13 protein-coding genes are annotated in these 13,219 nt (G+C 53.8%); 8 read left to right on the forward strand and 5 right to left on the reverse strand.

What is annotated here, in order from left to right; genetic code table 11:
* The first annotated feature begins 47 nt into the window (after positions 1–47).
* The 4 genes from F7231_RS10430 to F7231_RS10445 all read left to right on the forward strand — a co-directional run bounded on the left by F7231_RS10430 (position 48) and on the right by F7231_RS10445 (position 3,596).
* On the forward strand, positions 48–1,100 hold the full coding sequence (locus F7231_RS10430) for an SDR family NAD(P)-dependent oxidoreductase (RefSeq protein ID WP_166691835.1): 1,053 nt from the start codon (positions 48–50) through the stop codon (positions 1,098–1,100).
* Positions 1,101–1,213: 113 nt separating this feature from the next.
* Complete coding sequence (locus tag F7231_RS10435) at positions 1,214–2,635, forward strand: APC family permease (RefSeq protein WP_166691836.1); 1,422 nt, start codon at positions 1,214–1,216, stop codon at positions 2,633–2,635.
* 224 nt (positions 2,636–2,859) lie between these two features.
* Complete coding sequence (locus tag F7231_RS10440) at positions 2,860–3,186, forward strand: hypothetical protein (RefSeq protein WP_166691837.1); 327 nt, start codon at positions 2,860–2,862, stop codon at positions 3,184–3,186.
* Positions 3,183–3,596, forward strand: coding sequence for a nitrogen fixation protein (locus F7231_RS10445; protein WP_166691838.1), 414 nt, complete (start codon positions 3,183–3,185; stop codon positions 3,594–3,596). Before F7231_RS10440 ends, F7231_RS10445 begins: the two co-directional genes overlap by 4 nt.
* A gap of 62 nt (positions 3,597–3,658) precedes the next feature.
* Here F7231_RS10445 and F7231_RS10450 read toward each other — a convergent pair whose 3' ends face one another.
* Both F7231_RS10450 and F7231_RS10455 read right to left on the reverse strand, forming a co-directional pair.
* Positions 3,659–3,985: a nucleotide pyrophosphohydrolase gene (locus F7231_RS10450; protein WP_085411005.1), complete on the reverse strand. Its 327-nt coding sequence runs from the start codon at positions 3,983–3,985 to the stop codon at positions 3,659–3,661.
* A 110-nt stretch (positions 3,986–4,095) separates the two neighbouring features.
* Positions 4,096–5,331 (reverse strand): M16 family metallopeptidase, encoded by a 1,236-nt coding sequence (locus F7231_RS10455; protein WP_166691839.1) that lies wholly within the window; start codon positions 5,329–5,331, stop codon positions 4,096–4,098.
* Positions 5,332–5,384: 53 nt separating this feature from the next.
* Between F7231_RS10455 and F7231_RS10460 the strand changes: the two genes are divergently transcribed.
* On the forward strand, positions 5,385–6,419 hold the full coding sequence (locus tag F7231_RS10460) for a glycosyltransferase family 9 protein (protein ID WP_166691840.1): 1,035 nt from the start codon (positions 5,385–5,387) through the stop codon (positions 6,417–6,419).
* 72 nt (positions 6,420–6,491) lie between these two features.
* On the opposite strand, the gene F7231_RS10465 is transcribed toward F7231_RS10460, so the two are convergent.
* From F7231_RS10465 to bshA, 3 genes are all read right to left on the reverse strand, one after another.
* On the reverse strand, positions 6,492–7,121 hold the full coding sequence (locus tag F7231_RS10465) for a sterol desaturase family protein (RefSeq protein WP_085411008.1): 630 nt from the start codon (positions 7,119–7,121) through the stop codon (positions 6,492–6,494).
* 74 nt (positions 7,122–7,195) lie between these two features.
* A complete protein-coding gene (locus tag F7231_RS10470; protein ID WP_085411009.1) occupies positions 7,196–8,545 on the reverse strand; it encodes an NAD(P)/FAD-dependent oxidoreductase in 1,350 nt (449 codons plus the stop codon).
* Between the two features lie 100 nt (positions 8,546–8,645).
* On the reverse strand, positions 8,646–9,800 hold the full coding sequence (bshA, locus tag F7231_RS10475) for an N-acetyl-alpha-D-glucosaminyl L-malate synthase BshA (RefSeq protein WP_085411010.1): 1,155 nt from the start codon (positions 9,798–9,800) through the stop codon (positions 8,646–8,648).
* Positions 9,801–9,962: 162 nt separating this feature from the next.
* Between bshA and F7231_RS10480 the strand changes: the two genes are divergently transcribed.
* From F7231_RS10480 to F7231_RS10490, 3 genes are all read left to right on the forward strand, one after another.
* On the forward strand, positions 9,963–10,865 hold the full coding sequence (locus F7231_RS10480) for an META domain-containing protein (RefSeq protein ID WP_166691841.1): 903 nt from the start codon (positions 9,963–9,965) through the stop codon (positions 10,863–10,865).
* A gap of 149 nt (positions 10,866–11,014) precedes the next feature.
* Positions 11,015–12,550, forward strand: coding sequence for a DUF2271 domain-containing protein (locus F7231_RS10485; protein ID WP_166691842.1), 1,536 nt, complete (start codon positions 11,015–11,017; stop codon positions 12,548–12,550).
* Positions 12,495–13,181: a PepSY-associated TM helix domain-containing protein gene (locus F7231_RS10490; protein ID WP_166691843.1), complete on the forward strand. Its 687-nt coding sequence runs from the start codon at positions 12,495–12,497 to the stop codon at positions 13,179–13,181. Before F7231_RS10485 ends, F7231_RS10490 begins: the two co-directional genes overlap by 56 nt.
* Positions 13,182–13,219: the final 38 nt, after the last annotated feature.

Genomic DNA, 13,219 nt, shown 5'->3' on the forward strand with positions numbered 1-13,219 from the left:
TCTTGTATAGTCTGTTCATTAAGTTGAGTAATCAAAAAACCTCAACAATGGAAACACAGAACGGTAAAACAGCCCTGGTTACGGGCGCCACCAGCGGTATTGGCCGCGAACTCGCTAATCTTTTCGCTAAAGACGGCTATAACCTTGTGCTTGTAGCCCGCAGTGACGACAATCTGCAGCAACTCGCCCAGAGTTATGAGCATCAATTCGGCATCAAAACAACGCTAATCGCCAAAGATCTGGCTGGCGACGACGCCGGACAGCAGGTATACGATGAAGTGAAACAGCAGGGTATTCAGGTCGATGTGCTGGTTAATAATGCAGGGATGGGCGAATACGGTATGTTCGCTACCGAAACCGACCTGCAGAAAGAGGTCGACATTATTCACATCAACGTGATTGCGCTGGTGAAGCTGACCAAACTATTCCTGAAGGACATGGTACAGCGCAACGATGGTAAGATTCTGATGCTGGGTTCTGTGGCATCGGTCATTCCGAACCCGCTGATGGCCGTTTATGGCGCTACCAAGTCGTTTATCTACTCGTTCTCGGAAGCCCTTCGCAACGAGATCAAAGACACTAACATTACCCTGACAGTGCTGATGCCCGGTGCTACCGATACCGATTTCTTCAATAAAGCTGGTGCCATGAACACCAAGGCACAGGAGAAAGCCCGCGAAACGCCCGCCGCCGATGTAGCTAAAACTGGTTACGATGCCCTGATGAGCGGAAAAGACAAAGTGATACATGGCGCGTCGAACAAGGCGTCGGTAGCTATGGCTCATTTCCTGCCTGACTCAACGGTAGCCAACTCGGCCCGGAATGACATGAAGGATAAGAACGAAGCTGAGGCCGAAGAAAAAGAGTCGTACAGCATTGGCCTAAGCCTGGGTATTGCCGCGCTGGCCGTAGCTGGTCTGGTAGTGTTGTCGGCCTGGAACCGTCAGAATCCGGCTCAGAAAGCATATACCAAAGCGCGTTACAAATACAAAGCCAAGCGCCTGGTGAACAAAGCCAGCCACTTGACCGACGACCTGACCGACAAGGCCAAGAGCAGCTTCAGTGACCTGAGAGACACCGTGCTGAGTTCGGTTAATTAAGATCGTTGTAGCGATGCATCTTTGTGTCTAATCCAGCATCAGCCAGTTATATTAAATTAATTGCTGACGCCGGATTAGACGCAGGGATGCGTCGCTACGACTATCTTTAACCCATGACGTCTACTTCTTCCTCTACGCCCGAACCGGCAACAACCGCGGCCATCCGGCCCAAGATCGGCCTGTTGTCGGCCATTATCTTTGTGATCAGCTCTGTTGTGGGCACAGGGGTTTTCAAAAAAGTAGTGCCCATGTCGGCCGAACTCGGCTCGCCGACACTGGTTTTAGCGGCCTGGTTCATTGCAGGGCTGGTTAGCCTTGCAGGTACGTTGAGCAACGCCGAAGTAGCCAGCATGCTGGCGAGCGAAGGAGGCGAATATGTCTACTTCCGGGTTATCTACAACCGCTTTTTCGCATTTCTCTTCGGCTGGACCAACTTCGCCGTTATCCGTACGGCTTCTATCGCCTCCATCGCCTACGTGTTTGCCCAATCAGTGAATTCGCTGGTGGCGCTGCCCGTTACGCCCGTATCCTGGTCGGAGGTGAACGTGCTGGGGCTGCATCCGCTCGACAACTTCAGCGTAAAATTGCTGGCTATCGTACTCGTCTGGGGGCAAACCGCCTTCAACATCAGGGGCCTGAAAACTGGCGAAGCCATTAGCCGATTCCTAACAGCGATTATGATCGCCGTTATGCTGGGCTTCATTGTATTTGGGCTGTTCTCGAGCGCAGGCAGCGTCGTGAATCTGCAACCTGTCGATACGGGTTTATCCGGAAAATCGCTGATCAGTGCTATGGCGCTGGCCTGTTTGAGCGCGTTTTGGCCCTACGAAGGCTGGAACACCGTGGGCTACATCGGCGGCGAGATTGAAAAGCCGTCGAAAAACCTGCCCTGGGCTCTTACCATAGGTACGTTGTCGATCATGGGTTTGTACCTGCTGATGAACCTGATCTACCTCTACATCATGCCGGTGCAGGATCTGGCCGCCCTGAAACAGAGTCCCAATAGCATTGCGGCCGTGTCGGTAGCGGGTATTATGGGAGGCAAAACCGGTTCACTCCTGATCTCCTGCCTGTTACTGGTCACCACATTCAACTGTTGCAGCATCACGATTCTCATGGCCTCGCGTCTGTTCTACGCCATGTCGAAAGACGGGCAGTTTTTCAGCCGGGTCAACTACATGCACCCCACGTTTCAAACGCCATCGCGTTCGCTGGTATTACAAGCCGCCTGGACCACCCTAATGGTGCTCTCCGGCTCGTTCGACACCCTGACGGACATGCTGATCTTTGCGGCCTTTATTTTCTACGGGGCCACCACCGTTGGCGTATTCGTGTTACGGCGCCGGATGCCCGATGCCGATCGGCCTTACCGCGTCATTGGCTACCCAGTGGTACCTGCTCTGTTCATTGCCTTCTGCGCGTACCTGGTTATCAACACGCTGATCAACCGTCCTGAAGAAGCCCTCGTGGGCCTCGGGCTGATGGCAACAGGTATCCCCTTTTATTTCTACTGGAATCGTAAGAAACCGGCTTAGAAAATAGGTTTTAACGCAGAAGCAGTCCGTCGTTCCACCGTACAACTACGCGGTAAACCTTCCTGAATTACCTGAAAACGCCTTTCGCAAGAAGGCGTTTTTTTACGCTAAAAGAGAGGTCGTAAAGCAGGTACGTTTGTCTCGGTCATTGGCTTACGCTGCTGACCAGGAGCATCCGAAAATCCTGTAAACGAGTAGGACCCATATCCTAACCCTACACCAGCATGGATATGAAACCCGCTTCCTTCACCCTCGACGTGAAGGGCCTTGACTTGCCCGAGTCTGTTCGGGAAGAGATCAGCCTGGCGCTGAATGATACGCTGATGCGAAAACTGGGCGAAGTGAACCTAACGGGTAGGCCTGCAGGCACGGCTGTACCAGCCACAAACGGGGGGACAATCTTCGGCAAAATTATCCGCATCGATGGGGGCGACTGGTCACTGCTACGTAACCGGCGCGACTTTGGCACCATTTTTCAGCAGGCACTGGATAATAAGCAGGTGCTGGGGGCCGGTGTTGAACAGATCGCTCACCAGCAGTTCAACCGATGAGCGCGCGGCCACAAAACGGGCCTCTGACGACCGGCTCCCGGCCGCTATGCCCGTCGGCCCCGCTCCGTGCGGGGTCGCAGCTACTGGGCTTTGTGAAGCAGGGGGGCGGCATTAGCTTACTGGCCGAACCGCTGCCCGTCACACCCGGCTTTGTGGAAGCGGCTACCGCTACCGGACCTGCCGAAGAACGGTTCCGCTTCGTGAATACATGCGTTGAGAAAGGCTGCGCCAAATGGAAAGCAGGCGGCTGTAGTGTGGTGTCGGGGGCGCTGGAGCGGCTTCAGGCCATTCAGGAAGCCATTCTTCCCAGTTGCGGTATTCGTCCGTCGTGCCGGTGGTTCATGCAGGAAGGCCCCTCCGCCTGCCACATTTGCCCACAGGTAACGTACCTGAACTATGAAGCCGTTTGACGTTGCGCTGCTATTCCAAAATACGGTGAAGTAGCAGCGCAACGTCAAACAGCAAGCCAAGGCTACCTCAGCTTCTCGTTATCCAGATGCCTTGTAGCGTCGCGAATGTTTTTCTTTTCGAGGTTCTTGGCAAAAGCATCAGTCAGGTCTATGCCGGTCTGGTTGGCGAGGCAGATGAGCACCCACAGTACGTCGGCCATTTCATCGCCTAAATCGCGGTTTTTATCCGACTCTTTCTCCGACTGCTCCCCGTAGCGGCGGGCCATAATCCGGGCCAGTTCGCCAACCTCTTCGGTTAGAATAGCCATGTTGGTCAGCTCGCCGAAGTAGCGAACGCCTACCGTTTTGATCCACTCGTCAACGGTGTCCTGTGCAGTACGAAGCGTCATGAAACTAGTTTGAGGTTTGCAGTTTATCGTCTGAGGGTGCACTGCCTATGAACCTGTCGTGCTCTGGTAGCGCAACGTCAAACGACAAACTGCAAACCTCAAACCTGTTTTTATTTTTCCGGTGTAAAGAACAACGTGCTAAACTGTTGCTCATTAAGCATGTCGACGGCGACATCTTGGAGCTGACGAGCGGTAATGGCCTGAATGTCGGTGAAGATGTCGGTCAGTGGCTCTACCCGGTCAATGTCGAGCAGGCTTTTAGCCATCATCAGCATAAAGCTGTTGTTTCCTTCTTCGGCCATGGCCAGTTGCCCCATCAGTTGCTCTTTGGTATTATGCAGCTGACTGGTTGTCAGAATATTTTCGCGCAGGTTTTTAAACTCGCGATACGTCAGCGTCAGGCTGCGGTCGATCTGCTTGGGATCAGTGCCGAAGTAGATACCGAGGTAGCCTGTATCCATATACGGAGTGTAACCCGCGTCGATCGAGTACACCAGTCCATAGCGCTCGCGCAGGTTCATGTTCAGCCGGGAATTCATCCCCGGACCGCCCAGTAAATTTACGAGCATGAAAAAAGGTAGCCGCCTGGGATCGTTGAGGCTGTAGGCTGGCCGACCAATGGCTACCTGGGCCTGCGTGATGGGCCGAGGCACACGCTGGTGAGTCGGGGCGTACTGAACAGGTGCCTGGCGCCGTCGCTCCGCATGTTGCTCAGGTACGTCACGTAAGTATTTCTCGGCCATCTTCACCACCTTGTCGAACGGCATATTACTTACTGACGCAAAAACGATACGGCTGGTATCCAGATTTTCGGCAATAAACGCCTCCAGCGACTCTTTGGTAAACGATCGGACCGTATCAGCCGTGCCCAGAATATTGAACCCAAGCGAGTGATTCGGAAAAACAAGCTCATCGAAATCATCCTGAATGGCATCTTCCGGTGAGTCGTAGTACATCGACATCTCTTCCAGAATCACGCCGCGCTCCCGCTCAATCTGCTTTTCCGGAAACGTAGAGTGGAACGCAATGTCGGCGAGCAGTTCAACGGCCTTCTCGGCGTGAACACCTAATACCGACGCGTGAAAGCATACTTTTTCTTTCGTTGTATACGCATTTAGTTCACCACCAACGTTTTCAAGTCTATTAATTATATGGTGGGCTTGTCGGCGGGTAGTACCTTTAAAGGCCATATGCTCCCAAAAGTGAGCAAGTCCCTGCTGATGCGACAGTTCGTCGCGGCTTCCAATGTCAAGCATTAAGCCAACGTGAGCAATCTGTGTATAGGGAACCTGCTTGTGGGCAATTCGAATGCCGTTGGGCAGTGTATGCAGGCGATAGTCTTCCAAAGGGCAAATTCAGCGAAAATAACACAACTTTGTGCCGTTAATTAACCCCAACCATGCCGGGCCGGTTCCTAATCATTCAGACTGCTTTCATCGGCGATGCCATTCTGGCAACGGCCCTTCTCGAAGACCTTCACCGGGCCTGGCCCAATGCTAAAATCGATTTGCTGGTGAGGCGCGGGAACGAGTCGTTGTTTACTGACCATCCCTTTATTAATGAGCTACTTATCTGGGAAAAGAAGACGGGCAAGTACCAAAGTCTGTGGCAATTACTGGGTAGAATCCGGGCTACTCCCTACAAGGCCGTCATTAACCTTCAGCGCTTTGGCGCCACGGGTATACTAACTGCTTTTTCGGGAGCCAGCGTAACCATCGGGTTCGACAAAAACCCGTTTTCAACCTTCTTCACCTACAGCATTCCGCACCAGATTGGCCCGAATCTGCGCGGCGTACGCCATGAAGTGGAGCGAAATAATGATTTGCTCAGGCCGCTCGACGTACCTAATTACGGAAAATCACGCCCGAAATTATACCCATCCCGTGCCGATTATAGTGCCGTAGCCCAATGGCAGAGCATGCCTTATGTCTGCATTGCGCCTACCTCCGTCTGGTTTACCAAGCAATACCCGGCCAGTGGCTGGATCAAGGTTATTGAGCGACTACCGGCCAACTGGCGCGTGTACCTGCTGGGCGCACCCAGCGATATGGGTGCCTGCGAACATATCCGCGTTGAAGTGGGTCATGACCGCGTGGTCAATCTGGCGGGCCAATTATCGCTCCTGCAGTCGGCAGCGCTGTTACAGGGTGCCCGCATGAACTACGTCAATGACTCGGCTCCGCTGCACCTTTGTTCGGCCATGAACGCTCCCACTACGGCCGTATTCTGCTCTACGGTACCGGGCTTTGGTTTTGGCCCCCTCGCCGACAATTCGCGCGTAGCCGAAGTCCGTGAGTTACTCGAGTGCCGCCCCTGCAACCTGCACGGCCGCAAAGACTGTCCACTAAGCCATTTCCGCTGCGCCTACGCCATTGATATCGATGACATCGCGGGCGGGCCGGCTAGTACAGGTACGGCTATCCGTACAGTATAAAGGGATTAACAACAGCGGCGGACCGTGCGGTTAATCCCTTTATACTATACGGATAGCCGTGGTAGTTACCTACTACTTCTGAAACGAGTTGAAGATATAATCCCAAACAGGCGACGACACGCCGTAGTTACTCTCAGGATTCTTGTAGTGGTGTATGCTGTGATTGATCCACAACTGCTTAAAAAAGTTTTTTGGCGGTGGATACGCGTGCACGATGAAGTGCACTGACAGGTAGCCGGTGTAACCAACCATAAAACCAGGGAAGAACGCGTAAGCCGCTTCGCCCATCAGCATAAAGAACAAACCAAAGAAAGCCCCGGCCACCAGGATAGCCAGTGCAGGTGGCATAGCCAGCCGGGTTTTGTCTTTCGGATATTCGTGGTGAACACCGTGGAAGGTATATTGAATTTTGGCCCGCTGCGGCGTGGTTGGTGCCAGGTGATACAAGTACCGGTGCAGCACGTATTCAAAAATGGTGAACACGAATAACCCCGTTGCAAACAAACCGGCAATACGTCCCGGCGTCATATCGGTGTAGGTGAATGCGTACCAGCCCAAAAAAGCCGATAACGTCAACCACATAGTGATAGGCACTGAAATGTGTGTACGCGATAGATATTCCAGAACTGGGTTATCAAACAGTTTTTTGGTGCCGTTGTTTTTTGGTCGGCTGTGAATGGCCTTGTATTCTTCAAGTTGCATAATGTGAGTCGTTGGGCTTCGGCAAAAATAACCGATTTTGGTTTTTCAATGTTCCAAACAGTCAACCAAATTGACTAAATAGCGGGCGTTTTGGCAACTTCCACCGAATCGTTTAATCGTTCCTTGGGAACATCCAATGGCGCTTTTGGTAACTTAGGTTTTATAATTAATCGTAATGACTGGTTGTATGTTAAATAATTCCACATCCAGTTGATAAAAATAAGCAACCGGTTCTTGACGCCCAAAATGGCCATCAGGTGTACAAACAACCAGACAAGCCAGGCAAAAAAACCGTTGAATTTTATAAACGACAAGTCTACCACAGCCAGGCCCCGGCCTATAGTAGCCATCGACCCCAGGTCATTATAGATGAACGGAACGGGCTGACCGCCCCGCGTTAATAACGTCAGGTTTTTCGAGAGCAGCTTCCCTTGCTGAATAGCCGGTTGTGCTACCTGCGGGTGTCCATCAGGCCAGACAGTTCCCTCGGCCATCAGCGCCAGGTCGCCAATGGCAAAAATATCAGTAAAGCCCTGCACCTGATTAAACCGGTTCACAATGAGCCGCCCACCCCGTCCAACGGCTTCAGCGGGAATACCCAGCGGGGTATTGGCCCGCACACCCGCCGCCCAGATCAGGTTGTTGGTGCGCAGCGTAGTGCCATCGTTCATAGATACGGTTCGACCATCGAAATCTTTCACACGGGTATTCAACCGAACATGCACGCCCAACTCCTGTAGGTAGTCGAGCGCGTGTTTCTGCGCCTGCACCGACATGGGGCCCAGCAATTCGCCGCCTGATTCGATGAGGTGGATATCCATGCCCTTAAAATCGAGCTCGGGGTAATCGCGGGGCAGTACCGTTTTGCGCAGTTCAGCCAGGGTGCCGCAAAGCTCCACGCCAGTCGGGCCACCGCCAACCACAACCACATCCATCAGACCGGTCAGTTCATCGTCGGTTTCCACGCTAAGGGCTTCCTCGAAGTTCTGGAGCAGCCGGTTGCGCAGAGCAATGGCTTCCTGCACCGATTTCATGGGCAGGGCCCGGTCAATGAAAGCCTGCTGCCCGAAAAAGTTGGTGTCGGCTCCCATCGACAACACCAGGAAGTCATAAGTGATCGGCCCGATTTCCGTATCGATCGCTTTATCGGCGGGCCGAATGCCGGTCATACCCGTCACCCGGATATGGACATTGGAGTTATCGCCGAGCGCTGCCCGGAGCGGAAACAGAATCGAGTTGGCTTCCAGACCGGCCGTAGCTACCTGATAGTAGAGCGGCTGAAACTCGTGGTAGTTGTGCTTGTTGATCACCACAACCTGAAATTCGCTGCGGCGCGCCAGGTCACGAGCCAGGGTTAGCCCCCCAAAACCCGCACCTACGATCACCACGCGTTTCCGATTCGAGAAAGGTATGTTTGGATTCATAGGTCAGTATCAGGTATCAGTGGGCCATTAACAATGATCAAATGCTTACGCGTTGCCATATTATGACACAATGTAGTACCACTTGCGTAACTGGTCATTATTAACTGGTCATCGGTACTTGATAATTGGTCATCGACGCCTGAAGTACCCGTTCGTAATGTGCCTCGTATAAGGGGAGAATCGTTGAAATCTCAAATTGTTTGGCCCGATCGAGTGCATTTGCTTTGAACTGAGGCAAATTATCGTCGTGTAGTACGTGGAGGGCATTCTTCACCATATCGGCTACGTCGCCTACATTACTCAGAAAACCTGTGACACCTTGGATATTCAGTTCAGGCAATCCACCGGCGTTCGACGAAATAACCGGCACTTCGCAGGCCATCGCTTCCAGCGCCGCGAGGCCAAAACTCTCGTTTTCCGACGGCATTAGAAATAGATCGGCTACCGACAGTACTTCTTCTACGGCATCGAGTTTACCCAGAAAACGAACGTCGTCCATGATGCCCAGTTCGCGACACAGATTCTGAATCCGGGCACGTTCAGGGCCATCACCTACCAGCAGCAACTTCACGGGCATCGTTTGCCGAACGTGGAAAAACGTCATAACGGCATCGTCGATACGCTTCACACGGCGGAAATTTGATGTGTGCACGATCAGTTTTTCGCCGTTAGGGCAGATCGCCATTTTGAAATGGTCTTTCTGCTGCCGCTTGAACCGCGACAGGTCGATGAAGTTGGGAATTACCTCAATCTCACGCTTGATGTCGAAATGAGCGTAGGTTTCTTCGCGAAGGTTTTCCGACACCGCCGTCACCCCGTCCGATTCGTTGATGCTGAACGTCACCACGGGTTCGTAAGAGGCGTCTTTCCCCACGAGCGTTACATCGGTACCGTGCAGAGTGGTTACAACGGGGGTATTCCGGCCGCGGGTTCTAAGCACCATTTTGGCCATAAAAGCCGCCGACGCGTGCGGAATGGCGTAATGTACGTGCAGCAGGTCGACGTTTTCGTTGAGCACCACGTTTACCATCGTGCTTGTCAGTGCCGACTCGTAGGGCGCGTATTGAAAGAGCGGATACGACGGAATGTTGACCTCGTGGTAGAACACATTTTCATTGAAAAAGTCGAGGCGCTGGGGCTGCTGATACGTGATAAAATGAACCTGATGGCCATTTTTCGCCAGTGCCTTACCTAACTCAGTGGCTACTACGCCACTTCCTCCAAAGGTGGGATAACAGACTATACCAATTTTCATGCGTCAGGCCGCATTGTGAAGCGGCTCACTCCACAACACAGAAAAGAACCTAAAAGGTTGACTTCGGTAGTATGTGTTTGCTAAGCGGGGTTAACAATGCAGATTCACTACCTGTTCTATGCCATACTACCACTCACTCTATAAACGTTGTAGGAAAAGCGTATGAAACAAGTCGTATTAGTGGGTCTACTAGGCACGTGGATCCTAAGCTTTACCAGCTGCCAGCGGGCATCGCAACCAGCCTCAACGGCCAGCACTACGGCCAACTCCCGGTTAAAAACAGGTGCCCTGCCCGAATCGGAGATGTGGCGCGCCAAGCGTAAACTCGGCGTCGACTTCGTGGCCGCGGGTATATCGCCGGCTGAATGGTCAATGGACATCGACTTCTCCAAGCAGATTATTTTCAAGCCCTTGAGCGGCTCTACCCTTATTGCGTCGATGCCCAAGCCACAACCAATTGGCTCGAACAGTGGCGTACTGCTCGACGTAGGTGCCCGCTCGGTCCGGAATGAATCGGGTACGTTACTGGCCTCGACGAGCAAAAGAGGCTACTCATCGCGCCTGAGTGGTGTGAAGGTCTATATTGAACCCGTTGTGACCCGCGACAACCTGACGGGACGTACCTACGCCTATACCGTGCGCGTTGAGACCGGGGGGCGCAAGTATGTTGGTCATGGTGCCTTCATTAAAGGCAGCGACCGCCTGAATGGGACCTGGACGCTGGAAACCCTGCGCGGACAACGCGTGCGGGCGGGGCAATTTCCAAGCCACGAACTGCCTCAGATAACAATCAACCTGAATGATAACTCGCTCGAGGGTACCACGGGCTGTAACAAACTAAAAGGCGACGTGCAGGCCGACGGTGACCATGTGCAGTTTGTGATTCGGAATACGACATCGAAAAAATGCAACAACCCATTTGAAGACGACTACCTATCAGCATTGGGGCAGGCCAGCCTATTCCGGATCGGAAAAGATCGCCTTACGCTACTGGCCGATGGGCAGTACGTGATGACATTCCGCACCGAAAATGCCGAAGCAACAAGCTCCCGCAAAGCGAGATAAGCCAAATTAGATTCTTCCAGTATAACGCTATACCATTTCCCGAAACGTTGCGCCCGTCATGCACAGGCGCAACGTTTTTCGGTTTATTCAGGTAAAAACATATTGGTTTTACTGGTTAGTTTAGCCAATCGGCCCGAAATTGTACCGCCATGAATCTACTCCGTCCAGCGCTTGTTCCGCTCGCCTTTATTGCTCCCAGCCTGTCTGCAACAGCCGACGCTGCCACCAATGGGCTGTTCATCTCCCACCTTGATAATGTACTGGGTACATCGTTCGACATCAAACTGGTAGCAGGCTCCTACAAGGCAGCCCGGCAAGCCGAGTCGGCGGCACTGGCCGAAATCAATCGCCTGAGTGCGATTCTGGGTAGCTACCAGCCCGACAGTGAGTTTAGCCGCTGGCTGGTATCGTCAGGTGAAGCTATATCCGTTTCAGAAGACCTGATGGCCGTTTTGAGCGGCTTCGATCACTGGCGCAAGCAAACAGGCGGTGCCATTGATGCCGCGGCCGAAGCCATCAATCAGCTTTGGCAGCGGGCTGAACGTACCCAGGTACGTCCCACGGTGGAGGAACAGGCCGCTGCAGTTTCGGCCGTACAGCAACCACACTGGCTCCTCGATCCCGATGCCCGCACCGCAACGCGCCTAAGCCAGACGCCCCTCCGGCTGCACACCTTTGCGAAAAGCTACATTCTGGATCGCGCTGCCGACAAGGCTTTGAACGTACCTGACGTACAGTCGGTGGTACTCAACATTGGCGGAGATCTGGTGGTACGCGGTACCCGCACCGAATCGATTTCCGTGGCCAATCCGCGGGCCGATGCTGAAAATGAAGCCCCCTTGGCCCGCCTCAGCATTCAGAACCGGGCCGTAGCCACCAGCGGCGATTACCGGCGGGGCGTACGCGTTGGCGATAGCTGGTACTCACACGTTGTTGACCCCCGCACCGCCGAACCTGCCCGCGAGGTGATCAGCGCCACGGTGGTTCACCCCGACGCGGCAACGGCCGGTGCACTAGCCACCGCGTTTAACGTGCTCCCGACCGAGGCCAGCGCAACACTAGCCAGCAACCACCCCGGCACCGATTACCTGCTCATCACCCGCGCCGGGCAACAGCTAACCAGCCCCGGCTGGAACGACTTGCTTCTGCCTGCCACCGAAAGCACGGTGGCATCGACACCCCAGCCGGCCACCGCCCGGTTATTGTCTGTGGCCTCCATGAAGGATAAGCTGTGGAACCCCAAACAAGAGCTACTGATCTCGCTGGAAGTAAGCCAGATCGAAGGCCGATCGCGGCGGCCGTTCGTGGCCGTTTGGGTGGAAGACGAGAACCGCGTACCGGTTCGGCAGCTTGCTCTTTGGTACAACAAGCCCAAATGGCTTCGCGACCTGCGCGCCTGGAATAGCCTAGACAAAGGCCCCGATTTCGACGTATCGACCATTGCCAGCGCCACCCGGTCGCCCGGCAATTACAGCCTTAAATGGGACGGCAAGAACGACAAAGGCGAGTTTGTGAAGCAGGGCAAATACACCGTCTGCATTGAAGCGGCGCGCGAACATGGCACTTATCAGATCATTCGCCAGGAAATGGATTTCAACGGAAAATTAAAACAACAAACCCTTCCCGGTAATGTCGAAATCGCGACCGCAGCCCTGGATTACCGCAAAGTCGGCAGCGACAAGTGAGGATAAACCCGTTTCTGGCTCCACGCCGAAGAAAGGCACGCCCTCCTGGCAGCGTCAGCTAGCCGCCGCCTCGCGCTGGCTGCACATTTACCTGTCGATGGCCAGTTTCGTAATCGTTCTCTTTTTCGCTGTAACGGGCCTGACACTGAACCACGCCGACTGGTTCGACGATCAGGCGGTGGAGCAGGAAGTCGAAGGCAAGTTGACCCCGGCCTGGGTGAATCCGACCGATACAGCGGCGATCAACAAACTATCGGTGGTGGAATTTCTGCGCAATACGCATGGCATCAAAGGCGCGCTGAGCGAGTTCCGGATCGATGACCGGGAGTGCATGGTTTCGTTTCGGGGACCGGGCTACACCGCCGATGCCTTTGTTGACCGCGAAAACGGGGCCTACAAACTCACCGAATCGCGGCTGGGTCTGGTAGCCATCATGAACGACCTGCACAAAGGCCGCGACACGGGCAAAAGCTGGTCGTGGGTCATCGATGGGTCAGCCATTTTCATGACGCTCATTTCGGCCTCGGGCCTGATTATCCTGCTATTTCTGCGCAAACGCCGGGTAGTAGGGCTGATTTGGGCCGCCATCGGCGCAGCGATTTGCTACGTGGCCTACGCCCTGATTGGGTAATAAGCAAAGCAGACAGCAACGGTTAGGCTTATCAATCG

It is taken from the genome of Fibrivirga algicola (genome assembly GCF_011742925.1).
Lineage (GTDB): Bacteria > Bacteroidota > Bacteroidia > Cytophagales > Spirosomataceae > Fibrella > Fibrella algicola.